The organism is Corynebacterium accolens (genome assembly GCF_023520795.1).
GTDB lineage: Bacteria > Actinomycetota > Actinomycetes > Mycobacteriales > Mycobacteriaceae > Corynebacterium > Corynebacterium accolens.
In genome coordinates, this window is record NZ_CP046605.1 from 152,124 (window position 1) to 177,552 (window position 25,429).

20 protein-coding genes, 2 tRNA genes and 6 pseudogenes are annotated in these 25,429 nt (G+C 57.0%); 18 read left to right on the forward strand and 10 right to left on the reverse strand.

Features of this window, described 5'->3' with window-relative positions; translation table 11 throughout:
- The first annotated feature begins 12 nt into the window (after positions 1–12).
- Complete coding sequence (locus tag CACC_RS00720; RefSeq protein ID WP_005276363.1) at positions 13–273, forward strand: MoaD/ThiS family protein; 261 nt, start codon at positions 13–15, stop codon at positions 271–273.
- A 9-nt stretch (positions 274–282) separates the two neighbouring features.
- Here the strand turns inward: CACC_RS00720 and CACC_RS00725 are convergent, their stop codons facing one another.
- Both CACC_RS00725 and hisC read right to left on the reverse strand, forming a co-directional pair.
- Positions 283–675, reverse strand: a complete 393-nt coding sequence (locus CACC_RS00725) for a phage holin family protein (RefSeq protein ID WP_005276365.1) — start codon at positions 673–675, stop codon at positions 283–285.
- The gene (gene hisC / locus CACC_RS00730; RefSeq protein WP_005276366.1) at positions 676–1,728 is read right to left on the reverse strand and encodes a histidinol-phosphate transaminase; all 1,053 of its coding nucleotides are present in this window, start codon (positions 1,726–1,728) and stop codon (positions 676–678) included. It lies immediately after the preceding gene.
- A gap of 120 nt (positions 1,729–1,848) precedes the next feature.
- Between hisC and CACC_RS00735 the strand changes: the two genes are divergently transcribed.
- Together CACC_RS00735 and CACC_RS00740 are read left to right on the forward strand one after the other, a co-directional pair.
- A tRNA-Ser gene (locus tag CACC_RS00735) sits at positions 1,849–1,937 on the forward strand.
- Between the two features lie 269 nt (positions 1,938–2,206).
- Entirely contained in the window at positions 2,207–2,395 is a 189-nt protein-coding gene (locus CACC_RS00740) for a hypothetical protein (protein ID WP_005276368.1), read from the forward strand.
- Positions 2,396–2,508: 113 nt separating this feature from the next.
- On the opposite strand, the gene CACC_RS00745 is transcribed toward CACC_RS00740, so the two are convergent.
- The gene (locus CACC_RS00745) at positions 2,509–2,886 is read right to left on the reverse strand and encodes an NUDIX domain-containing protein (RefSeq protein ID WP_035108344.1); all 378 of its coding nucleotides are present in this window, start codon (positions 2,884–2,886) and stop codon (positions 2,509–2,511) included.
- 85 nt (positions 2,887–2,971) lie between these two features.
- Between CACC_RS00745 and CACC_RS00750 the strand changes: the two genes are divergently transcribed.
- The 6 genes from CACC_RS00750 to CACC_RS00775 all read left to right on the forward strand — a co-directional run bounded on the left by CACC_RS00750 (position 2,972) and on the right by CACC_RS00775 (position 8,360).
- Positions 2,972–3,334 (forward strand): YidH family protein, encoded by a 363-nt coding sequence (locus CACC_RS00750; RefSeq protein WP_005276372.1) that lies wholly within the window; start codon positions 2,972–2,974, stop codon positions 3,332–3,334.
- Positions 3,327–3,650: a DUF202 domain-containing protein gene (locus tag CACC_RS00755; RefSeq protein WP_005276373.1), complete on the forward strand. Its 324-nt coding sequence runs from the start codon at positions 3,327–3,329 to the stop codon at positions 3,648–3,650. The genes CACC_RS00750 and CACC_RS00755 overlap by 8 nt, the downstream gene beginning before the upstream one ends.
- Before the next feature lie 125 nt (positions 3,651–3,775).
- Positions 3,776–5,140, forward strand: coding sequence for a magnesium transporter (mgtE, locus tag CACC_RS00760; protein WP_035108345.1), 1,365 nt, complete (start codon positions 3,776–3,778; stop codon positions 5,138–5,140).
- A 283-nt stretch (positions 5,141–5,423) separates the two neighbouring features.
- Complete coding sequence (locus CACC_RS00765; protein ID WP_005276379.1) at positions 5,424–6,998, forward strand: SLC13 family permease; 1,575 nt, start codon at positions 5,424–5,426, stop codon at positions 6,996–6,998.
- Positions 6,999–7,061: 63 nt separating this feature from the next.
- Positions 7,062–8,129, forward strand: coding sequence for a GTP-binding protein (locus CACC_RS00770; RefSeq protein WP_005276381.1), 1,068 nt, complete (start codon positions 7,062–7,064; stop codon positions 8,127–8,129).
- A gap of 158 nt (positions 8,130–8,287) precedes the next feature.
- Positions 8,288–8,360 (forward strand) — tRNA-Arg (locus CACC_RS00775).
- A 98-nt stretch (positions 8,361–8,458) separates the two neighbouring features.
- On the opposite strand, the pseudogene CACC_RS00780 reads toward CACC_RS00775, so the two are convergent.
- Both CACC_RS00780 and CACC_RS11690 read right to left on the reverse strand, forming a co-directional pair.
- Positions 8,459–9,651 (reverse strand): annotated as a pseudogene (locus CACC_RS00780) (IS481 family transposase).
- A 229-nt stretch (positions 9,652–9,880) separates the two neighbouring features.
- Positions 9,881–10,015 (reverse strand): annotated as a pseudogene (locus CACC_RS11690) (IS481 family transposase); the annotation flags it as partial.
- A gap of 186 nt (positions 10,016–10,201) precedes the next feature.
- On the opposite strand from CACC_RS11690, the gene CACC_RS00785 reads away from it, so the two are divergent.
- From CACC_RS00785 to CACC_RS11590, 3 genes are all read left to right on the forward strand, one after another.
- Positions 10,202–11,011 (forward strand): class I SAM-dependent methyltransferase, encoded by an 810-nt coding sequence (locus CACC_RS00785; protein WP_005280722.1) that lies wholly within the window; start codon positions 10,202–10,204, stop codon positions 11,009–11,011.
- A 132-nt stretch (positions 11,012–11,143) separates the two neighbouring features.
- Entirely contained in the window at positions 11,144–11,437 is a 294-nt protein-coding gene (locus tag CACC_RS00790) for an antibiotic biosynthesis monooxygenase family protein (RefSeq protein WP_005276388.1), read from the forward strand.
- A gap of 137 nt (positions 11,438–11,574) precedes the next feature.
- Positions 11,575–11,700: a hypothetical protein gene (locus CACC_RS11590; protein WP_005280350.1), complete on the forward strand. Its 126-nt coding sequence runs from the start codon at positions 11,575–11,577 to the stop codon at positions 11,698–11,700.
- Here CACC_RS11590 and CACC_RS00795 read toward each other — a convergent pair.
- Positions 11,697–13,190: a DDE-type integrase/transposase/recombinase gene (locus CACC_RS00795; protein ID WP_005280351.1), complete on the reverse strand. Its 1,494-nt coding sequence runs from the start codon at positions 13,188–13,190 to the stop codon at positions 11,697–11,699. The genes CACC_RS11590 and CACC_RS00795 overlap by 4 nt on opposite strands.
- Before the next feature lie 370 nt (positions 13,191–13,560).
- Between CACC_RS00795 and CACC_RS00800 the strand changes: the two are divergent.
- Both CACC_RS00800 and CACC_RS00805 read left to right on the forward strand, forming a co-directional pair.
- A pseudogene (locus CACC_RS00800) lies at positions 13,561–14,214 on the forward strand (IS256 family transposase); the annotation flags it as partial.
- A gap of 36 nt (positions 14,215–14,250) precedes the next feature.
- Positions 14,251–14,978: pseudogene (locus CACC_RS00805) on the forward strand (IS1634 family transposase); the annotation flags it as partial.
- Positions 14,979–15,008: 30 nt separating this feature from the next.
- Here CACC_RS00805 and CACC_RS00810 read toward each other — a convergent pair.
- The 3 genes and pseudogenes from CACC_RS00810 to CACC_RS00820 all read right to left on the reverse strand — a co-directional run bounded on the left by CACC_RS00810 (position 15,009) and on the right by CACC_RS00820 (position 18,583).
- Positions 15,009–15,899 (reverse strand): cation diffusion facilitator family transporter, encoded by an 891-nt coding sequence (locus tag CACC_RS00810; RefSeq protein ID WP_005276393.1) that lies wholly within the window; start codon positions 15,897–15,899, stop codon positions 15,009–15,011.
- Positions 15,900–16,100: 201 nt separating this feature from the next.
- Positions 16,101–17,315, reverse strand: a pseudogene (locus tag CACC_RS00815) (IS3 family transposase).
- Positions 17,316–17,436: 121 nt separating this feature from the next.
- Positions 17,437–18,583 (reverse strand): annotated as a pseudogene (locus CACC_RS00820) (IS1249 family transposase).
- 72 nt (positions 18,584–18,655) lie between these two features.
- On the opposite strand from CACC_RS00820, the gene CACC_RS00825 reads away from it, so the two are divergent.
- The 4 genes from CACC_RS00825 to CACC_RS00840 all read left to right on the forward strand — a co-directional run bounded on the left by CACC_RS00825 (position 18,656) and on the right by CACC_RS00840 (position 24,381).
- Entirely contained in the window at positions 18,656–19,999 is a 1,344-nt protein-coding gene (locus tag CACC_RS00825; protein WP_249852950.1) for an IS256 family transposase, read from the forward strand.
- A gap of 542 nt (positions 20,000–20,541) precedes the next feature.
- Positions 20,542–21,816: an MFS transporter gene (locus tag CACC_RS00830; protein WP_005276408.1), complete on the forward strand. Its 1,275-nt coding sequence runs from the start codon at positions 20,542–20,544 to the stop codon at positions 21,814–21,816.
- A 428-nt stretch (positions 21,817–22,244) separates the two neighbouring features.
- Positions 22,245–23,174 (forward strand): DUF418 domain-containing protein, encoded by a 930-nt coding sequence (locus CACC_RS00835; RefSeq protein WP_035108246.1) that lies wholly within the window; start codon positions 22,245–22,247, stop codon positions 23,172–23,174.
- Position 23,175: 1 nt separating this feature from the next.
- Positions 23,176–24,381 (forward strand): trypsin-like serine protease, encoded by a 1,206-nt coding sequence (locus tag CACC_RS00840; RefSeq protein WP_005276411.1) that lies wholly within the window; start codon positions 23,176–23,178, stop codon positions 24,379–24,381.
- Here the strand turns inward: CACC_RS00840 and CACC_RS00845 are convergent.
- A complete protein-coding gene (locus tag CACC_RS00845) occupies positions 24,378–25,406 on the reverse strand; it encodes a prephenate dehydrogenase (RefSeq protein ID WP_005276414.1) in 1,029 nt (342 codons plus the stop codon). The genes CACC_RS00840 and CACC_RS00845 overlap by 4 nt on opposite strands.
- Between the last annotated feature and the right edge of the window lie 23 nt (positions 25,407–25,429).

Here is a 25,429-nt window from a genome sequence, read left to right on the forward strand (position 1 = left end):
ATAGTAGAAAGCATGTTGACCGTTCACTATTTCGCCGCCGCTCGTGCCGCGGCTGGCGTTGCTTCGGAGCAGGTAAAAGCGCCCACCACCTTAGGCCAGCTCATAGAGCAGCTGGGTAAGGACCACACCGGCACCACCGAGGCCGGCATGAGCATGAAAGAGGTGCTGGGGCGCTGTAATTTTCTTATCGATGGCGCCGGGAACACCCAAGCGGACTCGCCGCTTATGGGCGTTTCCCGCGTTGACGTGCTGCCACCCTTCGCCGGGGGATAACCCGTTCCTTTAAACCGGCTTGCGCAGCGGGCTGGTAAAGAAATTCACCAGGCTGCTGACCAGGGACAAGATGATGGCGCCGAAGATTGCAGAGCCCCAGGAATTGACCACGAGGTGGCCAATTCCTAAGTCAAAGGTATTAAGCGTCCACTCCACGATCAGCAGGGCGGCGCCATTGATGACGAGCGCGAATAGACCCAGAGTAAGGCAGGTCAGCGGGGCGCCGATAAAACGCAGCACGGGCATGACCACCGCGTTAATGATGATGAAAACGATGGCCACGGCAATGAAATTGCCCAGCTTATCCGGGGTGATATAAATCCCGGGAATAATGCCCACTACGACCCAGAACGCAATCGCGATGGCGACCACGTTGAGGGCAAAATTGGTCAACGAACGCATTTAGCCTCCTACGGTATCGTTCCACGCCCGAAGCAGGGCGTTAGTTTCTTCCTTAGTTGTAATGGTAATGCGTATGCCTTCGCTAAAGGCGCGGACGAGCACGCCGCGTGTGGCCAGGCGTGCGGCTAATTCCTGCGGCGTTCCTAGCCTTTCAATATTCGCCGCCGGCAGCCATACGTGGTTGGCCTCCGAGTGAGGAACGCCCCACTCTGCCAGTTCCTTTTCCACGCGCTGGCGCTGCCCACAAGTCTCTTCGGTGCGCTCGCGCAGCGAATCCTGTGCTGCTAACGCGGCGCGGGCACCGGCTTGGGCCACGGCATTGATGGAAAACGGAATCGCTACTTTATTCAGCGCCGCGATGACGTCTTCTGGGCCATAGGCATAGCCCACGCGCACCCCAGCCAAACCATAGGCCTTGGAGAAGGTCCGCAGGAAGACCACGTTGGGGTAAGCGCCAAAAAGCTCGGTGCCCAGCGGGGTATCGGCATTCCGGTTGTATTCGATATAGGCCTCATCGAGGGCAACGAGGACATCGCTTGGCACCGCGTCCATAAATTCGGCGAACTCCGCCTTAGTCACGGTAGTGCCGGAAGGATTATTCGGATTGCAGACGAAAATTAGGCGCGTATCCACGGTAATCTTCTCCGCCATCGCGGCCAAATCCACGCGCTGATCCGCATCGAGCGGAACCGGAATGGGGCGTGCGCCCACCACCTGGGCAAAGATGGGATAAGCCTCGAAGGAACGCCACGGGAAGATCACTTCTTCACCGGGTGTGGTGGTGATCTGTACCAATTGTTGGCACAGCGCGGAAGAACCCGTGCCCACCGCAACCTGGTCAAAGCTCACGCCTAAGTGCTCGGCCAGATCCTCACGCAACTCGGTGGCTGCGATATCCGGGTAGCGATTGGCCTCGGCTGCGGCGCGGGCCATAGCCTCGGCGGCCTCAGGCAGCGGCGGCTGCGTGGCTTCATTAGAAGACAGCTTGAGGGCATCATCGTGGCGCGCGCCGGGCACGTAGCCAGGGATGGCGCGTAAGTCGGAGCGAATCATGGCTACCACTCTAGGTCGTCTCTCCTGCGCGCGTGGAAGAAAACCGGGGACAAAACCAGGGGGTTAGTTTGGCCGTGGCGCATGCGGCAGGTATTGTCTTTTACGGTTCTTTCTGAACTTGGAGATGTGCCAGAGCGGCCGAATGGGGCTCCCTGCTAAGGAGTTGACCCTTCTGGGGTCCGGAGGTTCGAATCCTCTCATCTCCGCCACACAAATCCCGGGCAATTGCGCTCGGGATTTTGTCGTTTGCCAGCTTAAACGGCAGTCCTAAACGGCGGGTTAAACGGGGTAAACGACAAAGAATGGTGGCCACCAAGCAGGAGCCAGGCCCCTATTCTGCAAGCAGGGACACGACTATTCCCTCGCTACGGGCATGAAGTGGAAATGCAGTTCTCCGAGGGCGCTTTTGGAGCGCAAGGAGATTTTTCAAAAGGATGAACTCGTCACGTGGTGAATTTTTATCGTGAATAATGGCGCTATGGATAAAACGCAGAAGATAAAGAACGGAATTTTGCTCGCTTTAGCAGTCGCCTCTTTGGTGGTATTTGTTTTGTGGCTGACCGATGTAATAGGCATCGGCTTAGTGACCATCTTCATTGTTGTTCTGACTGCTGCTTCTGTGGGAGTGCGCGTGTGGGCGGAGAATGCAGGGCGTCAGTCTAAATAAGTAGTACACCGCACCCCGTTGATCCCAGGGTGACTCGCTGGTTCATGATTCTGCCCTGGCGCAGGTGACGGGGTGTAGGCGTGGCTCTCTGTTGATGCGCGGGCTTGACCACTTTACAGCGCCGGAAAAACCTCGCTGCGCAGGAGATCAGCAAGCTCGCACTGCGGGGCGGCGGGATCGATCCAGGCGGTTTCTGCGATTTCGGCCGCGGCGTGGGCGATGACGGGGCGCGGGTAGGTAAAGATATGCCCGCGGACGGTCTGGCCTGGCTCATTGGCGGCGGGGGCGCTGAAGGTGCCGAGCTCGGTAAGTTCAGGTAGGCGTACCTGCACGCCGATTTCTTCTTCCGCCTCGCGCGCAGCGGCCTGGACTGGGCTTTCTCCTTCTTCTAGCTTGCCGCCCGGCAGCTGGAACTTCGTGGATGAGGCCTTGCGTACGCCAAGCACGTGGCCAAAGGAATTGCGGAAAACGATGGCTGCGACTTCAATCATGGCCCCGATCATAGCGAGGTGGCCGGCGAACAGGCTCGCAGGCTTATCGCGCTAAGGGTGGACATTGAATATAAGGTAGGAAGGCATGAGCGATTCGAGGTTTCCCCGCTCGGTATTTGGGGTAGGAAGTGACCCTGATCCGCGTTTTACGCTGGCGAATGAGCGCACCTTCCTCGCATGGATCCGCACCTCGCTCGCGCTGATTGCCGGGGGAGTGGCCTTGGAAGCTTTCGACGTGCCGCTGCCGGCGACGCTGCGCGCGGTGGTCTCCGCATTCATGCTGGTGGTGGCGATTGTGCTGCCGGTAGTCGCGTGGGTGCAATGGAAGCGGGCTGAGCGCGCCTTGCGGCAACAGCGCCCGTTGCCCTTCAGCATCGCCATCCCGGTGCTTGTGGGCACCATCGTCGTTATCGCGGCTGTCCTGCTGGTAGGCGAGCTACTTGCCTAGCCCGCAGCAACATGGGGAGCTCTTTGACCCCGGCTTGCAGCCCGAGCGCACCCGCCTATCGTGGCAGCGCACTATCCTCGCGCTGGCGGTGATACTCCTAGGGGTCATGCGGGTGGTCAGCGTCAGCGTGTTTCTCCCGTTGCTGGCGCTCGCGGCTGGTGTGCTGGTGCTGATAGTGGCGGTGCGGAAGCGGGCATCGCTTGTCGATGCCTCCCTACGCACCCACCGCCACCTCCCCGGCGCCACCGTCTTGGCCAGTAGCGCGGGGCTGGTCTCCCTGCTTGCGGCCTTTGCCTTGTGGGGTGTTTTTGCCTAAAGGCAAAGTTTTCCGCCGCAGCGCTGTGTACTGGTGGGGGATACGCGTAATCTATGTGAGGCTATATCAATTACGGTGGCCACCGGTGCCGCGGTATGAGGGGCGAGAAGGGCAAGGTGATGGCAATGGCGGATACTACTGAGCAGGCCAGCGATACGGTCGAGGCATGGTTGAAGCAGGATTCTGCCATTGACCCACAAAAAGCGCCCCGCTTGCAGGCGCTGCTGGATGAGGTTCCGCTGCAGGAGCTTATCGCCATCGTCGAGCGGCAAAATGCCATTCGCGCCGCGCTGGCACTGCGCTTGTTGCCGCGGCGTAAATCCATCGTGGTATTTGATGCCTTGGACGCCAAGCACCAAGCCGATATCATCGATGAGCTGGGCAATGCTGATGTCTATGAGTTCTTCGATGAACTCGAGCCGGAAGACCGCGTGGCCCTGTTGGATGAGTTGCCGGCGGAAATAGCGGACCGGCTGCTGCGCTCGCTTACCAAATCGAAGCGGGATGTCACCGGGGTTGTCCTGGGCTATACCAAGGGCTCGGTGGGCCGCCGCATGTCGCCCGAGGTCCCCGGCATCCATCCAGAAATGAGCGTGGAGGAAGCGCTGCGGACCCTGCGCGCGAAAGCCGATGAGCTGGAAACCATCTATGCGGTGCCCATCACCCGCGCGGATCGCCGCCTAGTGGGCGTGGTGACGCTGCGGGAGATTTTTACCGCGAAGGAGGGCACCACGATTGGGGACATCATGCAAAGCCCCATCTACGCCAATGCCAATGATGATGCGGAAGAAACCGCCAGGTGGTTCCTGCCGCTCGATATTTTGGCATTGCCCATCGTGGATGATTCGGACCGCCTGGTAGGGCTTTTGACCTGGGATGATGCCATTGACATCGTCGAGGCCGAGGATAGCGAGGACTCCGCGCGCGCCGGTGGTACCGAGGCTCTGCAGCAGCCGTACCTGTCCACGCCGCTATTGAAGCTGGTGAAGTCCCGCATCGTGTGGCTGCTGGTTCTGGCGGTATCCGCGCTGTTGACCGTGCGGGTCCTAGACGCCTTCGAGGACACCTTGGCGCAGGCCGTGGTGCTATCGCTGTTTATCCCGTTGCTGACCGGTACCGGCGGCAATACGGGAAACCAGGCAGCAACGACGGTGACCCGTGCGCTGGCGCTTGGCGATGTCCGCGGGCGCGACCTCCTCGCCGTCCTCTGGCGCGAGCTCCGCGTGGGCATGCTGCTTGGTGCCGTATTGGGCTTGGCCGGACTTGGACTGGCAACGGTGGTCTACGGCGTGGATATTGGCCTAGTCATTGGTTCGACGCTGTTTTTAATCTGCTCCATATCCGCCACGGTGGGAGGGCTAATGCCCATCGTTGCGAAGACCATTGGCGCGGACCCTGCCGTATTTTCCAATCCGTTCATCTCCACGTTCTGTGATGCCACGGGGCTGATCATTTATTTCCTCATCGCCAAGTCGGTGCTCGGGCTATAAAGGCCCCTGGCACACGAGGCCTGGCGCGCCGGGCGGGGGTAGCGAACCGGTGGGGGAGATTTCACATTATGAGTAGCTGCGGTATGTGAATTTTAAAAGCAGTGGGGGTGAATTCCGTAAAGTTTGTGGTTTCTGGTGCAAATGTTTTGTAGGGTCTTAGCATGCTCTGCACGGACTGAATGATGTTCGAGATGCACCAAGGATCCGGCTCGATTGCTGGTAATTGACAGAGCTATCACACCCCCGCCCTGCTAAAAGTCTCTCTAGTGAAGGAGTTCGCGGCATGACCACCCCGCATACTCACGAATCTACCGCCCAATCAGAGGGCGCTGAGGATCCCGGTGCCCCACGCAATGAATGGCGCCGCCAATTCATTGGCCTTTTCATTGGCCTCGCCCTGGCCATCCTCGTATTTTTCATCTTCCCCTCGAATGCCATCGATACTGTCCAGCAGTCCACCGGCGTGGATGAGGAAGCCGATTACACGCTAAGCGCCATCCGCACCGTTGCGGCGGTGACCATCCTCATGGGCGTGTGGTGGATGACTGAGGCCATCCCGCTGGCTGCCACCGCGCTGATTCCGCTGGTCATCTTCCCGCTCGCTAGCGTGGGAACCATTAAGGAAGTCGGCGCACCGTATGCCTCTGCCACCATTTTCTTGTTCATGGGTGGCTTCCTTATCGCGCTCTCGCTGCAGCGCTGGAACCTGCACCGCCGCTTTGCGCTTTATGTGGTAAAGCTCATCGGCACCTCGCCGCGCCGCCTCATTTTGGGCTTCATGCTGGCCACCGGCTTTTTGTCCATGTGGGTATCGAATACCGCAACGGCCGTCGTCATGCTGCCGATTGGTACGTCCGTGCTGGCGCTTACCGCAGAGACCGTTGGCGGTTGGGATAAGCAGAAGAAATTTGCCACCGCCCTCATGCTGGGCATCGCGTACTCCGCTTCCATCGGTTCGCTGGGTACCCTGATTGGTACCCCGCCGAATGCGTTCTTGAACGCGTACATGGCCGATACCTGGGACGTTACCCTCGGCTTTGGCCGCTGGATGGCCGTCGGCGTGCCGCTGGCGCTAACCTTCCTGCTCATCGCATGGGTGCTGTTGATTACCATCTTCAAGCCGGAAATGACCGAAATTCCCGGCGGCCGTGAGCTGATCAATGAAGAGATCAAAGCGCTCGGCCCATGGACCCGCCCGCAGATCATGACCGGCATCATTTTCGTCCTGGCCGCGCTGGCTTGGGTATCGCTGCCTATTATCCTTGGTGACTTTGATAACTACGATGACGCCATCGTCGGTATTGCCGCAGGCATCCTCTTGTTTATCTTGCCGGCCGACTCGGAGCGCCGTATTCGCTTGCTGGACTGGAAGACGGCCAATGAAATGCCGTGGGACGTCCTTCTCCTCTTTGGTGGTGGCCTGTCCCTGTCCTCGGCCTTTAACTCTTCCGGTCTGTCCCTGTGGATTGGTGAGATGGCTAAGGGGCTTAGCGTCTTGCCGATCGTCCTGATCGTGGCAGCTGTGGCCACCTTGGTGCTCTTCTTGACGGAGATTACCTCCAATACCGCTACTGCGGCGACCTTCATCCCCATCATGGGTGGTGTCGCCGTGGGTGTGGGTCTTACCGGCGAAGGTGATATCAACGTCTTGCTGCTCACCATCCCGGTTGCCTTGGCCGCAACGTCTGCCTTTATGCTCCCAGTGGCTACCCCGCCGAATGCCATTGCTTACGGTTCGGGCTATGTCAAGATTGGCGAGATGATCAAGGGCGGTGTTGGCCTCAACATCATTGGTATCTTCCTCATCACCCTCACCGTCTTCCTGCTGGCGGTTCCTATCTTCGGACTGACGGTCTAGCCCACCCACCGGTCGGCCAGACCCTTGTAGCCATCCTTTAATGAAAAACGTTACCATTAAAGGATGGCTACACCTGTTACCGTGCTGTCCGGATTTCTAGGCAGCGGAAAGACCACGCTCCTCAACCACCTGCTCGCAAACCGTGAGGGCCGCAAACTCGCGGTCATCGTCAATGACTTTTCCGAGGTCAACATTGACGCCGCCCTCGTCGCTGGCGAGGGGCACCTCGAGCGCGGTGAGGATCGCTTCGTGGAACTATCGAATGGCTGCATTTGCTGCACCCTGCGCGAAGACCTCATTGAATCTGTGGGCAAGCTAGCTCGCTCCGGCCGCTTCGATCAGATCGTCATCGAATCCACCGGCATTTCCGAGCCCATGCCGGTGGCAGCCACCTTCGAGTGGGAATTTTCCGATGGCACCACGCTTGCCGATGCCGCCCCCATCGACACCATGGTCTCCCTCGTCGATGCCTCAACCTTCCTAACCCAATTGCGTCGTGGTCGCAGCCTCGTCTCCGAAAGCATCGAAGCCACGCCCCAAGACGATCGCACCATTTCCGATCTCTTAGTGGATCAGGTCGAGTTCGCCGACCTTATCCTCATTACCAAGACCGACCTGGTCGATGCCGCTGAGACCGAGCGCGTGGTCGCCACCGTTCGCGCCATGAACCCGCGGGCTCGCGTAGTGCCGGTAACCCACGGTGTCATCGAGCCTGGGCTTGTCCTGGATGCACATTTGTTCAATGCTGCCACCGCCGCGTCCTACCACGGCTATGCCGAAGAGCTGGCTAACCCACACACGCCAGAAACCGAGGAATATGGCATTTCTTCCGTCGTATTCCGTGCCGATCGCCCCTTTAATCGTGAGCGTCTCATCGCCGCCTTGCGGGCCAGTACGGGCCTCGTGCGTTCTAAGGGTTATTGCTGGATCGACACCGACCTGCGCGTAGCCCACGCCTGGCAGCAAGCCGGCCCTAACCTGCAAATCATGCCAGCGTCACTGTGGGCCGCCAACGGCGTAACTCCTGGCACGGAGCTCGTGCTCATTGGTATCGATTTCGACCACGAATCCACCCTGCAGGCTTTCCAGGACGCCCTGCTTTCCGATGCCGAAGCCTCCGTCCTCGTATAACCCCGCGCCGAGTCGCAGCATGAACGGCGGGTGAACTACACGCCTTTGACTATCCCGCCGATCATGGTTGTGTACTGGTGATTTGTTACTTTGCATGTCCGTGGGTATAGTAAATTCTCGTTGCACAGCAGAGCATCCGCGCTGCTACACAACGGACTGCGCCCGTAGCTCAACGGATAGAGCATCTGACTACGGATCAGAAGGTTGGGGGTTCGAATCCCTCCGGGCGCACAAATGTCATGAGTCGCGACATGCTTGACAGGTGAGTCGCGACATCGTTGACAAACCGGCATCTCAGTTTCTTTTTGTTCTGGGATGCCGGTTTCTTCTTATTCTGGGCCTAGGGGTGGGTCTCCTTGTTTCCAGTAGGGCTTTTGGTAGTTGCGGCTGGTGTCGATGTAGTGTTCGGTGATGACTTCGCCGGTTTCGGCTAGTGATGTGATGATGTGGTTGTCGGCGATGACCATGAGGATTTTCTGTCTTTTCCATTTGCGGCCGATGCCTAGGTGGAAGAGTTTGCCGGCGTAGCGCACGGTGGTTTTGCCGTTGTCCCAGACGACGTCGTTTCTTGTGCGCCATTCTTGTGTCGGGTTGTGGGCTGGGTTGGCTTTGGTGCCGGTGGTGTAGGCCTGGTGTGGGGTGCGTCGGCCTAGGGCTTTGTGGGGGCGTGTGGTGTTGTAGTAGTCGCGGAATTCGTCAAGGAGTGTCTGCAGGTCAGCTACGGTTTTAGCGGGTGGTCGGGCGTTGATCCATTTTTTGAGTGTTTGGTGGAAGCGCTCGATTTTTCCTTGGGTTTGGGGATGGCCTGGTCGGCCGTTTTTCTGTTGGATTTTGTTGGTGGTGAGGACTTTTTCAAAGGCGTTTCGTCCGCCTTTGCGTCCTGCTAGGCGGGCGGTGAAGACGAGGCCGTTGTCGGTGAGTGTGGATGCTGGTGGTCCGTATTCTGCTATCAGGCGTGATAGTTCCTCGGCGACTTGTGTGCCGCTAAAGGCTGCGGCTGCGGTGATTGATAGCAGGTAGCGGGAGTGATCGTCGAGGAAGTCAAGGACTTCGATGCGGGTGGTGTCCGCTAGGTACAGGTGGGTGATGTCAGCCTGCCAGCATTCGTTGGGCATGGCTGCTTCGAAGCGGATGAAGGAGCTTTTGGGCTTCTTTTTTGGTGCTGGGGTGATGAGTCCTTCTTTTCTTAGGATGCGGCGGATTGTCGAGGTGAAGGGACGCGTTTGCCGTCTTGTTGTAGGTGGTAGGCAATGGTTTCTGGACCTGCGTCGAGTCCGTGACGGGTGAGCTGTTTACGGATTGTGATGATGTCTTTGCACACGGTGTCTGGCACGGCTTGGGGGTGAGTGCGTGGGGCGCGGGATTTCGGCGCGATGGCGTCTGTGCCACCGGCATCGAAGGCATGAAGGATTTGGTAAACGCGTTGGCGAGAGATACCGAATTGCTTGGCTACTTGTGATGGGCTGCGCTTTTGCCCGCGGACTGCTTTGACGATGGCGAGGTTACGGTTGGGACTGTTCATAGTGTCAAACATGTCCCGACTCACCTGTAAAACATCACCTGACACGGTAAGGGTGGGCTAAGTGTCAAGTTTGTCCCGACTCACCTGTCAAGCATCAGGACTGCCTTCGCAGGAACAGGGTGTCAAATATGTCGTGAACTCAGACACCTCCGGGCGCACAAATGTGAAGTCTCGAGACATTGTTTCTATTTCGATGTCTCGGGGCTCTCTTCGTGTTGGGGGTTCGTTTTTAGATTTCGCCTGTGTGGGGGTTAATGGCGGCGATGTCGTTGTTGATGCAGATGAGCATGATTTCTTTGGTGCGGTGTTTTCTTCCGACGTAGAGTTTGCGCATGTTGCCGGCCCAGCGGAGGGGGCCTGACCCCCGATGCGTCTACTTTCCGGGGGTCAGGCCCTATGTCCAAGAAAAGTCACACTATTTTGGCAAGCCTATCCTTTACAGTCGCCAGGAATTAGACTCAGAAATGGATGCACATTAGGCCTGCCTTAAAGTACCTGCAAGCATCTGCCTTAGTCCGTTGTAGGTGGGCCTTCGAGAAAGGAATCCACCATGACTCACTCCTCCCACCAGGATAATCCACTTCCCTATGCGCAGCGTCGTGCAGAAGATGTACCCGGACACTGGCTGCTCGCGCGGCTGGGCAAACGAGTGCTGCGGCCAGGCGGTTTGGAACTCACCCGCAAGTTGCTCAAGCATGCCGGTCTTAGTGGTGCTGATGTCGTCGAGTTGGCACCGGGCTTGGGGCGCACCGCCACCGAACTATTAAGTTTCCAACCTGCCAGCTATGTCGGTGTGGAAAAAGACGAAGATGCCGCACGCATTACCGGTGAGATCGTCAAAGACACCGGACGCATGGTGCATGCTGATGCCGCGGATACCGGTTTGCCCGATGCTCACGCTGACGTCGTGCTGGGTGAGGCAATGCTAACGATGCAATCGCCGAACGGAAAACAAAAGATCGTCGACGAGGCCGTGCGGGTGTTGCGACCAGGTGGACGCTATGCGATTCATGAGCTCGGCTTGCAACCCGACGATCTTGATGATGAATTCAAAACAGAGCTGCGCAAAAACCTCGCGCGGGTGATTAAGGTCAATGCCCGCCCGCTCACCGTGGTTGAGTGGACCGAGCTTCTCGAAAACGCTGGCTTAGTCGTCGAATGGACAGATACCGCGCCAATGGCGCTGCTAAAGATGCGCCGCAATCTTGCCGACGAAGGACTGCTGGGTACGTTGCGCATCATCAAAAATGCCTTACGCGATAAGGAGGCCAGGCGCCGCATGTTGGCAATGCGCAAGCTTTTCAACGAACACAGCGATGTCTTGCGCGGTGTGGCTTTGGTGGCCCGGAAACCGAGCTAGAACCAACCAAACGACGAGGTTAAGGCGCGCAACTCGCAGAAAATACCACGGTAATTCTGCTGAACTTCACATCCCCACCAGATTAACTATCGCTAAAATGAAGGATGAATCCAATCACAGAAAGGATGATCTATGAGCTACGTTAACATCACTGCCCTTTCCTTCCCTGAAGGTGCTGGCCCGGAAATCGAGCAGCGCTTTGCGCAACGCGCAAAAGGTGTCGACAAGGCCGAAGGCTTTGAAAGCTTTGAGTTGCTGCGCCCCGTCGCCGGTGAGGATCGCTACTTCGTCGTCACCCGGTGGGACAGCCAGGAAAACTACCAAAAGTGGGCTGATGCACGGCCAGCAGGCAACCATGTCGAAGACGAAAAGCGTGGCATGTCCGTCGACGTGCTGGGCTTTGAATCCATTCAGCTCGAAAGCTAACTCATCAAAAATCTTCACAGGCACGACAAGCGAAACCGCGGGCCCGGAAATCCGGAACCCGCGGTTTTCATTATCCCCCGGTTGCACGCGCTAACTGGCGAACCAGCCAGCGCGGCCTGTACTAGTTTTAAAGTGTTATGTCCATGAGGTTTTTGGACTTGGAGTCCAGCTACTTTGTGGACTCGGAGTCTTGGGACTTTGTGGACGCGGAGTCTCCCCGCTTTTTGGACGGGGAGTCCACGGAGTTTTTGTACTGGTGCTAGCTTGGCTTCTTCCGGCGGCTTGGCCGTGGCCCAGAGAGGTTGGGTTTTAGCTCTGGGGGTTGTCGGTGCCACATGCCGACAACGTGGTTTATGTTGATTTGACCGCCGGGTGGACGCTGATTCAGTTGGATCGGTAGCGGAAATGAAAACAGTTTCTCACCGTCGTGATCAGTAAAAAATTCCACATAGTCATCGGCTACGCTGCTGTAGATGGCTCGATTTTTGAAGCGCAGCCCGACGTAGAGGCCGTGCCCCATAACGCGTACCACCCCGCTTTTGTTGATCCACAGCTTGTCCGGGATAGGCCAGAGTGCATTTACACCGGTAGAGCTTGGCATTACGGTTGAGGAATCGGCATGGGGTGTATCTTGCTGGATCGCCTGAGTGTCGTTACTTGGTGCCCTGTCTGAAGCTGCAACTTCAGGCAGGGCATTATCTGTCGCGACCACTGTGTCGGCTGCTAAAGCATCTGCCTGGTTGTCGGGGTGAATCCGGTGATATTGTTTCGCGATTTTTGTCCATAAAACATCTGGGTCAATCGGCTGCGTCGGTGGCTGGGCATGCGAGATAATCTCCCAGGCTTGGGCTGGGGTGATGTGCATCTTGCCCCTGAGAAGTCCTTGGTGGCGACGGCGTGTGTTGTAGAAGTTGCGGTAGTCGACAATCAGCTGTTGGACCTGCGCCAGCGTCGTCGGGGTACGAGCATCCAAAAACCTGGTCATGGTTTGGTGCGATCGCTCGTCTTTGCCTTGCGTCGTGGGAGCAAAGCCCGCACTTGATTGAACTCCCAGGCTGGCGAGCCAGCGTTCGGTTTGCGACAGCCGGCCGCGATGGTAGGTGGCAAAGGCATCACCGTTGTCAGAGAGGACTTCTTGGGGAAGTCCGTAAGCATCAATGGCTCCACTTAGCGTGATGCGGGCATCGGTGCCGTTTTCTGGAGTTCCAAAAGCTTGGGAGCCGACGTCGAAGCGGCTGGCATCGTCGACGACTTGGTAGATAGTCACTTGCGTGTGAGGCACATCGAAGAGTCTGTAGGCAAACGCATCGATCTGCCACAGTTCATTGACTTCGCCCCTGGCAAAGTGCCTGTAGGACTTACGCGGTCGTTTACGTGCATTGATGTCAGCGACGCCAGCCTCGTGCAACCATTGTGCGATTAAAGCTCGTGACGGTGGTTGGTCGTAGCCGAGTTCGTCGAGGAAGAAGTAGAAGATTGACCATGGGCCGCAGTCTTGGCCGCGGGCTCTTAACGTACCGCGAGCTTGCAGGACCTGTTGTCGAATCTTGTCATCGTAGACCCGTCGCGGGTTCAGCGGTGCCGTGCTGTCGGGCACGATGCCAGCCCGCCCGCGTTCGGCGATACGTGCTTTGATGTTGTAGTACGTCTGCTTCGATACGCCGATGTTCTTGCAGAACTGCTGGACCGTGATGCCCTCACGGATGGGGTCGAAATCCGCTATCTTCTTGCGGAGAGTAATGGGAATTGCCATCCCCACATTGTCAAGAAGCCAGAGTCCAAAAAGTCGTTAGACATCCTGTCCATAAACTTCCTGGACTCCGCGTCAAAAAACTAACTGGACTCCGCGTCCAAAAAGTCAATGGACTCCGAGTCCAAAAAGTCACTAGACATCACAGTACTAGTTTTAAAGCTCGCTAATTGGGGTACGGTGTGGCAACACGCGCGGGCGCTTACCCGCGATGTCGGTTGCGTCCTTTAGTGTGGTGTATCTGTAACTGACGGTGAGGGTCTGATGGATGCATGAGGCGACCACCGTAGTACCTTTCGAATGAGAGTGGGTGTGGGAACCTAACCCGCATGAGGAGGGGCCCGACCCCCGACGTGTCCACTTTCCGGGGGTCGGGCCCACATTCTGGGCGCAGGTATGCGCCAACCTGGCCAATCGTGGGGTCAAAGACGTCTTTATCGTCTGCTGTGACGGGCTGAAAGGCCTGCCAGAGGCAGTTGAGGCAACCTGGCCGAACTCTATGGTGCAAACCTGTATCGTGCACCTGATTCGCGCCGCTAACCGGTGGGTAGCCTACGGGGATCGCCGGGGCGTATCAGCCGCGTTGAAAAAGATTTACACTGCCACGGACGAGCCCACAGCACAGGTTGCTTTAGACGAATTTGAAGCCTCCGAGCTGGGTGAGAAATATCCCCGCTCAGTCAAGGTCTGGCGTGATGCGTGGGCGCGTTTCGTACCGTTTCTGCAGTTCCCACCAGCAGCCAGAAAGGTAATCTATACGACGAACTCCATTGAGTCGTTCAACAATGAGCTGCGTAAAGCTACCCGCAACAGGGTGCAGTTCACCAACGATGAATCAGCGATAAAGACGCTGTGGTTGATGATCTGCAACATCGAAGACAAACGAGCCGCAAAGAGGGCAAAGCAAGGCAAACGAGTCTCAGCGACAGCCGGCAGACTCATGGAAGGAGCCCGAGTTTCCGGCTGGAAACAAGCCATTAACCAAATGGCCGTGGCCTACCCCGACAGCTTCGACAAATACCTATAAACCTACCCCCACACACAAACAACTTGACACCCTCCGAACAAGCAAGCATTGATAGATGCAGGTCTGCACTACATTTTGTCGGTGAAACCCCACCGTGCCTGAGGTGATTGAAACCTGGCGGCGGGAAATCCCTGGTGAAGCCTACGCCCACGGCCAGATCTGGACACAAGCCTCGGCAAGCGATGCGCGCAAACACACAACCCCGAATACGGTGACCCACTTCCAGTACTCCTATGATCGGGCCAGACGCGGCCTGCGCGGAATCAAAGAGCAAGTCGCAAAAGCCAAACGCGCTGTTGACGGCGAAATCGCCATTAAGCGCAACCGCTATTTCGATCTTTCCACCCCGAACAAGAAGGTCAACTACGCTCTCGCTGCCAAACACCGAGCCCTAGCCGGAATTAAAGGCTATGAAACCGACCTGACCGCTCTTCCCGCCCAGGAGGTTATCGGGCATTACCGCAGGCTATTCCACATTGAAAATGTCGTATCGGATGTCGAAATCAGACCTGAAAGCACGCCTAATCTATGCGAGGAAACAAAACTCGATCACAGCACATCTCAATATTGTGATGGCAGCACTAGCCGTGACCCACCTGATGGAGACCCGCAGTGGTCACTTCATCAAACGCCTCGTGAGAACACTCAAGAAATACCGCAGCTTTCAACTCGTCGTTGGCGGCGAAACCATTCACGCCGCCGTACCATTCCCGCCCGACCTCACGGCCACCATCCAAGTAATCACCGGCCGCGAACTTCCGCACAAAATTGGCCTAAGTCAGGTTAGAAGGGAATCAGCACACCGTCTCGTGGGATTCGTGCTCTGGGTGCTCAATCTGGATGGTGGAGTGCTCGATACCGTGTTCGCGCAGGGCCTGCTGGGCGGCATCCAACAGCGGGCCGGTGCCGACGGTGCCGTCGCGCACGATATGCACGGTCGTGAGCACGTTCACGCCGTCCAGGCTCCACAGGTGCAGGTCGTGGATGTCAGCAACGCCCTCGACCTGCCGCAGCGCGGGCTCGATCGCACTGGCGTCGAAGTCCGCCGGGACTTGCTCGAGCAGCACGCTCGTCGAAAGCCGCATGAGCTGCCAGGCGCGCGGCAGCACCATCGCCGCGATCGCTAGGGAGGCGATCACGTCCGCCGCCACAAACCCCGTGGTCAGTACCACGATGCCGGCCACGATTACTGCGACAGAGCCGAGCATATCCACTAACACGTGCAAGAACGCGCCCTCCACGTTGATCGAGGATTTGCGGTGCCGGTGCAGAACCCACGCCGATAGCGCATTCGCCACCAGGCCGATCACCGCGATGATCAGCATCGTTTTTCCCTGCACTTCGGCCGGGCTCTGCAGGCGGCGCACCGCCTCGACGACAATCCACACCGAGATCGCCAGCACCATCACTGCGTTCGCCAGTGCAGCAAGCACCTCCACTCGTCGGTAGCCGTACGTGGCCTGAGCCGATGCTTGTCGGCGCCCAACCAACACCGCTAACACCGCGATGATCAACCCCGCAGCGTCGGAAAGCATGTGCATCGCATCCGCCATCAGCGCCATCGAACCCGCCAACCAGCCGCCGATCAGCTCCGCGAAGAAGACGGTGCCGGTAATGCCTAGCGCAATCAAGAGTGCGCGCAGCGGCGTGCTGGAGTGATCGTGGTCGTGGTGCTCGTGTGCCATGCACTCAGCCTATCCCCGTCGACGCTTATTGACAATTAAATGGAAATGGATGGCGGTAAGCGCAGCCACTGAGGCCAAGTCGGCCTGCTTTAGGTCATTGTGCAGTTGTCCTTTGAATGTGTAGAGAAGCTGAAACATGAACAACCAAAAAGTAGTGGGGTTGCCCGCAAATCGTGGACACGTAGTTAAGCTGCTTAGGGGTTAAGCAGCGGCCTTCTTATTACCATTTTGATCAGCGAGCTGGGCTTCGAAATCGACGGGGCTTACCATCCCGATGGACGAGTGGCGACGGCGCCGGTTGTAGACAATCTCAATCCAGCGAGCCACCGCCTTCCGGGCTTCGTTGCGGGTTCGCCATTCCTTCCGATCGTAAAATTCGGTCTTCAATGTCGACCAGAACGACTCGGCCATCGCATTGTCAAAGCAGACACCAGTACGGCCGACCGATTGTGCAATCCCTAGTTCTTGACAGACCTGCCACAGCTGTTCGCTGGTGAACTGGGTACCACGATCGGCGTGGAAGACCACGCCGTCGGGTACTTCACCACGCAGGGTGTAAGCCATGCGCAGTGCACGTTCAACTAGGTAAGAATCCTGCACACTATCCATGGACCAGCCTAGGACTCGGCGGGAGTGTCCATCGCGGATAACGCATAGGTACAGCCAGCCCTCATTCGTGCGTAGATAGGTAATATCCGACATCCACACTCGATTAAGCTGCCCTTGATCAAATAGGCGTTTCACTAGGTCTGGAAGCGTTGACTTCCGCTTGGATTGAATCGTCGTTACGGGAACAAACGCCCTGGGTGAGATGCCTTCAATACCCATCATCCGCATGCGTTTGGCCACGGTTTTGCGATTCACATAGACCCCACCCTCGGCGAGTTCTGCAGTAATCCGTGGGGCACCGTAGACTTCGTCAGAATCTTCCCAGATGTCATGAATTTTCCTGTCTAACTGGTCGAGGAATCTCTGACGCTGATTTTCACCACGAAGCCGTACTGCTTGAGCCTTTTGCCATTTATAGTAGCCAGAACGAGAAACCTCTAATAACCTGCTCATTCGTTTGATGCTGTAGTTCGCCTTGCTCTGGCTGCATTAGCTCAAATTTTTCCGATCGCGTTGCTTCGCAGCGAAGAAGGCGGTGGCTTTTGACAAGAACTCATTATCCATCTTGGCCTCAGCTAACTCACGACGCAGGCGAGCGTTTTCGGCTCGTATATCGGCATCACTGCGGCCATCTACCGAGCCTTGGCGTTCCCGCTCAAGTTTGACCCACCTGCCTAAAATTGTGGCTGATACGCTAATTTCCTTAGCCACATGAGCGATTGGGCGCCCAGACTCAATGACCAGTCTGGCGGCCTCCTGCCGGTACTCCGGGGTGTACTTCTTCCTTGACGAACTCACAATGAACATCCTCTCCTACGGACACAAGATCCGCACTAATCGGGTGTCCACTAAACGAGGGTAACCTCAGTAGGGTTAAGTAGCAGAATGTGTGTCCGTTCGGCGTGTTGCGGGGCGGGTACACGGTTAGTTACTTCATGGGGTCTTTTCTGATTCCTATCGAGTGTTCGTACTCGGTTGGGATAGCGTTGTCGTAGAAGGCTGGTCGGCCTGTTTCTTGGTCGGCTTTGTTGTGGTTTTCTTCGGCAAGATCGTTGACTTTGGCGAGTTGATCTTGGCCATAATTGCACTGCCTGGCGATATTTAGCGGATCGTCAGGCAGTTGCTTTTTGGTGTGGAGGTACCACTCGAGCATTTTTCGTTGGCGTTCCCCTGACCTGCCTCGGTGCGCATCGGCGATGCGTTTGAGCTGGGCGTTTATGCCGCCTTCAAGACTGTTTGTCGTTGAAGCCCAGCGCTTAGGATCAGGCACATTCGGTGGTGGCTTAAGGTAAGTAAACAACCAATTGTTGCGCGATAGGTGCAGCAGTGAGTTGTAGGCTTTGCGTATTCGCAGATGAGTCCATTCCCACTGGTTATTGAGTGTTCGGCGTTCCTTTGGCACGGGTGTTTTCTCGTTGAGGAATGTTTTGAATACCTGACCGAAGTCGTGCAGACGTAGCGTCCACTCCCGTGCCTGTTCGAGTGTGGTGACACGGGTTAGTTTCAGCGCCAGTGCGTAGATGGTTTTGCCGGCGTCGGTGCGCGGCCGTGAGGTGGTGTAGCGGCGGATGACGCGTTGCGCATGGACGAGACAACGCTGAATCATCGCGTTTGGCCAGCAGGCTTTAATCGCGGTGAGTGCGCCTTGTCCGACGTCGATGACGACGCAGAGCGGCTCGGCGATTTTGCGAAGAAGCTGCGTGTATGCGTGGACAGTTTCGTGTTTGGTCCAGTGCCAAGCAATGACGTGGTGGCGTCGATGAAGATCTGCTCGTAGACGCGCTGCGGGGCACCGTCGTTGGGGACGTCGATGAGCCAAAACGGTTCAATCGGCGATCAAGTGTCCAACGACTCACCCTTTGTTGCCCGGCGAGTTCAGACAACGTCACTGTGGAGGTGACATAGGAGATGAAGGCTTTAAAGTCGCAGGCCTGAGTGAGATCGGTGCGGGTTCGTGTCGTGGAGCTGCCGCAGTTCGGGTCTTTGCACCGCCACCTGGTTGTGCCTTTGGATGTGGTTCCGTTTTTCTTCATTTGCCCAGCACATACCGGGCATCGTGGTCTGTTTTTACTCACCCGGAAAGCACACCAGAGAGTGTCTGATGGTTTGTGTGTGGGTACCTAACCTGCATGAGGAGATGGACCAGAATGACTACTGTGGCGAGACGAGATCCGGCTGATAAGGCCAAGATTGATGCGATTGAAAAGAAGCTGCTTGCTAATCCTGACATCGCGAAACTGATTGATGACCTAGGCACGTCCACAACGGATGCCAACGACCTAGTTCGCGGCATGTTACAAGCCTCGATTACCAGGGGACTCAACGCTGAAATGGATGCCCACCTGGGCTACGAGTCTGGCGACAGGAGCGCTAAAGCTGCAGCTAGAACAGACAATTACCGCAACGGGTCGTATCCAAAGACCGTGGATTCTAACTACGGGCCAGTCACCGTTGATGTCCCTCGGGATCGGGCTGGAACATTCTTTCCGACTATGGTCCCTAAAGGTTCTAGGCGCTTGACTGATGTTGATGACATGATCGTCAGCTTGTATGCCGGTGGGATGACAATTAGGGATATCCAGCATCATATGGCAACGGCGATGCGTGTCGATATTTCCCATGAGACGATTTCTGCGGTTACTGACGCCGTGCTCGATGAGGTTATGGTCTGGCAAAACCGCCAGCTAGACGAGTTCTACCCCGTGGTTTTCCTGGACGCGTTGCGCATTAAAGTCCGCGACGACGGCCGAGTAGTCAACAAATCTGCGTACATGGCAATCGGCGTGGATCTCGACGGTATTAAGCACATTTTAGGATTGTGGATTGCCAAGGAAGAAGGCGCTTCATTCTGGGCGCAGGTATGCGCCAACTTTTCTAACCGTGGGGTCAAGGACGTCTTTATCGTCTGCTGTGACGGGCTGAAAGGCCTGCCAGAGGCAGTTGAGGCAACCTGGCCGAACTCTATGGTGCAAACCTGTATCGTGCACCTGATTCGCGCCGCTAACCGGTGGGTAGCCTACGGGGATCGCCGGGGCGTATCAGCCGCGTTGAAAAAGATTTACACTGCCACGGACGAGCCCACAGCACAGGTTGCTTTAGACGAATTTGAAGCCTCCGAGCTGGGTGAGAAATATCCCCGCTCAGTCAAGGTCTGGCAGGATGCATGGGATAGATTCGTGCCATTTTTGCAGTTCCCGCCAGCAGCAAGGAAGGTCATCTATACGACGAATTCCATTGAGTCGTTCAACAATGAGCTGCGTAAAGCTACCCGCAACAGGGTGCAGTTCACCAACGATGAATCAGCGATAAAGACGCTGTGGTTGATGATCTGCAACATCGAAGACAAACGAGCCGCAAAGAGGGCAAAGCAAGGCAAACGAGTCTCAGCGACAGCCGGCAGACTCATGGAAGGAGCCCGAGTTTCCGGCTGGAAACAAGCCATTAACCAAATGGTCGTGGCCTACCCCGACAGCTTCGACAAATACCTATAAACCCAGCCCCACACACAAACAACTTGACACGCTCTGAGCTGACTTACTGGGCAGCTAAGCACGATACTGTCGAGGCGTTCATCCCACCGGGAATGCCCTGGCATAACGGGTTTGTGGAGTTCTTCCACAACCGGCTACGTGACGAGCTGTGAGAGGACGAGATATTCGACTACCCCCGCCCATGCGTCGCGTTGCCTGCGACTGTGGTCACAGCGCTATAATACCTATTATCCTCATTCGAGCCTAGGGTTTATCCCGTCGACTGAGTACGCTAACCAATGGTACCAAACCCAGGAAGGCACTCAAACCGCCCGGTCCTAAAACCGGCCCGGACCATATAGTCACTGAGCCGAGATTAATGGCATAGTACCTGGAGCACATCATGTTCACATTACTGCATCAATAAATCCTGTTTGACACTCCGCGAGTTGCGGCGGGTCAAGAGGTTGACCCGTGAGAATTACCCATTCCGGAAATCCGGCGCTGGGTTCATGCTGCGCGCATGAGCTTTCAGTCGCGGGTGCCAAACATTGAGAGACACGATGCAGGATTATAATACTTCTGATCAAAAATTTTGGACCATCGTACGCAAGAACCATCCTGACTATCTACGGTGGTTCTTCGCTGATACAGCAAGCGCCTTGGGGGCATCCCTCGTAGCTATCCCTATTTCACTTGCGAGCTACTACCTCACTGGGAGCTTAAGTCAAGCGGGAGTGATTGGCGCCGCAAGCTCGGCGGGATCGATGATCATGACGATCCCAGCCGGCATGATCATCGATCGTTTTAACAAGAAGAAGTTACTTTTCTTCTATGGGCTGAGCCAAATTGGCATCTGGTCAACCTTCTCGTTACTGCTTTACTTGGGCAAATTCACTTTCATGCTTTTGTTCTTCTTTAGCCTGTTTGCAGGAATGATTACAGGCACCTTCGGAGGCCTAACCAACGCCATTTTGAGATTCATCATTCCTGAGAATTTGCTTGTTCAAGCGCAAGGCCGTAACCAAACTCGAGACAACATTATCTGGATGGTCGGACTACCTTTAGGCGGCTTTCTCTACGGTCTAGCCCCAGTTATTCCCTTTATCGTACAAACTTTGTGTGGGTTGGGTCCGCTTTATGCTTCAAGAACCATCAGTATGGACCTGGGGAGGTCAAGTAGTGAACAACAGTATTCGTTTCGAGAGTTCTGGTCCGATAGCAAATATTCTTTGACTTGGATTTGGAAATATCCGATGCTCCGAACAATCTTCAGCATCGATATTTTCTCCAACTTCGCCAATTTTTTCCTCATCGCGTCCGTTGACCTATGGCTGGCATACCTCAAAGTTGATGGTTGGATAATCGGCCTCACCTCAGCCATGTTCGCCCTTGGAATGATTGTTGGAGGACTTCTTCAAGACCGCCTCATCAAGCAATTTCCAGGAAGAAACATCATCCGAGTAACGATGTTTTGGGAGCTACTGTGGTATCTGTTCCTTCTTATATTTTCTCAGTATTGGCCACTTATTGCAGTTGCAGCATTTTTCATCGTAGTTCCCTCCATTGCCTGCAACTCATACTCCGGGGGAGTGCTTGCGTTATCAGCACCTCCCGAAAAAATAGGAAAATGCTCGGCAGGAGCGCGTCTGATGATGGGGTTGCTACCAATCATCGCGTCCGCCAGCGCGGGTGCAATTCTCGCCGCAATGGGTTTTCAGGCAAGCATGGCGCTATGTGCTCTGTGCTCGGTTATCTCCTGTTTGATAGCGGCAATTTCAGTCCTGCGCACACTACCTAAGGCATCCGAGTTCAATTTGCTCCCCGTATGCGAGTAAGTCTCAAGGTCATCTACCAAGAGGGTCTCTGATGGTTTGTGTGTGGGTTCCCAACCTGCCTGAGGGGATGGACCAAGATGACTACTGTGGCAGGACGAGAATTAAGCTCATAAGACCAAGATCGATGCGATTGAAAAGAAGCTGCTTGCTCACCCTGAAATCGCAAAACTGATTGATCACCTAGGAACGGTTGCATCTCCTTCCGTCGCACGGTGAGGCCGGGAAAGTGGGTGCACTCTTCTGTGGTCGGCGGGAGAGTGGGGCGGCAATATTGGCCGGGGGTAATAACGGCATTTATAAGACACAGGGCATGCAAACTGTTGATACAGCAACCTCCCAGACTTCTATTGTAGAAAAAGAGAGTCGTTATAAATATGGGTCGTGGTGGAAAACACTGCGTCTCATCACATTGTGAAGGAGAGTGCTAGGTGAGCTCATCATCGCGCATCGTCGGGCTGGATATGGCCCGTTCACTTGCCATTATTGGCATGATTATTTTGCACATGGCCTCGTTGGTATGGAGTACCAAGGTCATTTTGTCGGGTCTTCCGGCCGCCCTATTTGCCATTATCGCCGGAGTGACGATGATGCTCATTGGCAAGAACTATTCCATGCAGACGCTGTTGCGGCTAATCGCTCGCGGCGCCATCATTACGCTTATCGGATTGGCGCTATTGCCAGTCGGTGGGCAAATTCAGGTCGTGCATATTGCCATGGGTATCACCATGATGGTGGTGTCCTGGGTGCCACCGCTGAATGTGTGGTGGAAGCTGGCACTGTTCTTCGTCGCGGCCATTGCCTCGACCGTGCACTACGCGCCTTTTACCTTGCCGCAGGTCTACCCACTGCTGGCATGGATCGCGTACTTCCTTGCCGGCATGCTGCTGTTCGAGGTCTACATCCGCCCAGGTAGCTACCGCACGGCGCTGCAGTGGATCGTCACCGCCTCCAGTGCCGTGATTGCCGCCGTCGGTACCTACTTCCGCTTCGAGCCGGATATTCCCAGCTGGCTGCGCTTTACCGGCCACACCGGCGTCGCGGGCGAAATCCTGCTCTCCGTTGCAGTGGCCGCCGTAGTGCTGCACCTGTGCCTGCTCATTGGCAGCGCGGTACCCAAGCTCGTCTACCCCTTGGCCGCAATGGGCACGATGTCCCTGACCGTTTATGTCTTGCACGTGCTCTCCGCTTATTACTGGCAAAGCCACATCTCACTGCACAACACCGCGTGGGCGTGGGCATTTATTGGCCTATTCCTCGTACTCGCCACCATCTGGCGGAAATTCCTGGGCCAAGGCCCCCTTGAAAAGGCCGTCTCCTCCGCCGTTAAACTCGCCGTTCCTGCTGGAAAGAAGGACTAACATGTCGCGTAAAATTGCTACCGCTTTGACCACCGCTGGTATCATCGGGATGTTGGCGGCCCCCGCCAGCGCCCTTGAGCACGGCGAACCCGCCCCCGATAACGCCGAGTCCCAGACCGTCGCCGCGCTCAAGATGGGCCGCATAGGCAACTTCGGCGACTGCACCGGCACGCTCGTGGATAGGCAGTGGGTGCTTACCGCCCGCCACTGCCTGCAGTCCGTCAATAACGAAGGCACCCAGGCCCGCTTGGGAGGCAAGGTCTATGACGCGGATTCGTGGGCGCTATCCCCGCTTTCCGATGCCGGACTGCTCCACCTCACCGAGCCCGTCACCGATATCAAACCGGCCAAGATCTCTACCGATATTCCAGAGACCGGCGACCTTGGCACCCTATATGGTTGGAGTAGCAGCTCCTCCATGGCGCGCAAAGGCCAGCTGCCGATGGCAGAGATGAAGGTCTCCGAAATCCTGGGCGGCGGGCCAAGCGATGACGCCGCACAGAAGCCGGGCGCCGACAAGGAAGCCCCGGAAGGCTACGAGTCCGTGCCCGCTGAAGAAGCCATGCCGGGCCTCAAGATGCCGGGCGGCTCCAAGCCGGATGCAGACGTGAAGGTCCCTGAAGGCTACGAATCCGTGCCGGCCGAAGAGGCCATGCCCGGCCTCAAGATGCCGGGATCTGGTTCGGGATCGGATAAGCCCAAGGTGGTCTCGCCGGGTGCCACCAAGCCGGGCGCCGAGCAGCCGCAGATTGTCAAGCCTGACGGCAACGGTGGGGAAGTAATGCAGCCTGGCCAAGGCGGCATGGCCCCGATGATCAGCAGCCCGATCCTCGACGTCCACTCCACCGGTAATGCTGGTATGCAGGGCGGCGACTCTGGCGGACCGTTCTTCGTGGACGGAAAACTCGCGGGCCTAGCTACCGCGGGTACCTCGAATGCGGACCCGGAACTTCCCTCTCCAAGCGCGGCAATCACCACCCTCGCCGGCACCAAGGAGTGGGCAGAGGGCGTAATGAGCGGCAAGGATAAAGACGCCATCTTGACCGCCGAGAACACGCCCGAGCCAGCCCAAGTTCCGCAAACCAGCGGGGATCACCCGTGGATCTACTTCACCGTAGCCGTAATCGGCCTTATCGGTGCCGCGGCAGCCGCGCGCACCTTCGCCGCCGGCGCAGGCAGCGGTGCCGCCCGCAACAAGCGCCGCTAAAAGATCTCGATGCGCCCGCCCAAGGATTCGGTCTGGCGCAGCTGCGCCACCCACTTCGGCCCGCCGGGGTGCAGGCGCAGCACGGGGCGGGAAGAGATCTTGACCGGGGAGACCGATTCCTTGCGGGCGCCCGACCTGGCATCGATGCGGGTGTGGGCGCGGTAGCCGGCATCGGTAAGCTCGGCGATGGAAGGCTCGGGGGCGGCGAGTTTCTCCCGGGCATCGTGAAGCAGCTCCAGCGCCTCGTCCAAAGCCTCTACGAGGGCGGGGGCATTGGTCTCGCACATTTGCTGCACGAGGTCAGGGCGGGTGCCCGCCACCCGGGTCGCATCCTTAAAGGACCCAGCGGCCAAGGACTGCGCCAAAATGCCGCCATTATCGCCGACCATGGCGAGCGTTTCCGCAAAAACGTGCGGCAGGTGCGAAATGCGGGCGACCGCCGCATCGTGGTTGGCCACGCGAATGGGGACCGCCTCCGCATGCACCATCTGGGTCATGCGCACGACATCGGTGAAAGTCTCAATCCATTTCTTGGGGATTTTTCCCCCGCTCGCCTCACACTCGGCGGCGTAATCGTAGGTAATGCCCCACGCGGCGCGGCGGAAAAGCCCCGTCTGGGAGTGATCCCACCCAGATTTCGAGGTACCCGCCATGGGGTGCCCTCCCACGTAGCGATCCTCCATGCCGCGGTCACAGACCTGCTGGCGCACGGGGGTTTTCACGGAGACTACATCCGTGATGCCGCAGCTAGGGGCGTGTTCCTGAATGGCATCCAAGACGCTGCCCACCGCGGTCATGGGAACGGCGATCACAATGAGCGCCTCTTCAACCTCGGCGCGGTTAAGCACCGCGGGCAAGTCATCATTGACGTCAAACCCCTGCTTGACTGCGGTGCGGGCGGCGGACGTCGAGTGGTTGTATCCAAATACGTCGTGGTTATAGCCCGCGAGATCGCGCAGCAAGGAACCACCGATGAGGCCGAGGCCGATAATGCAGATGGGGCGTTGAACATCTTGAGAACTCACGGTGACAATTGTGGCACAACACG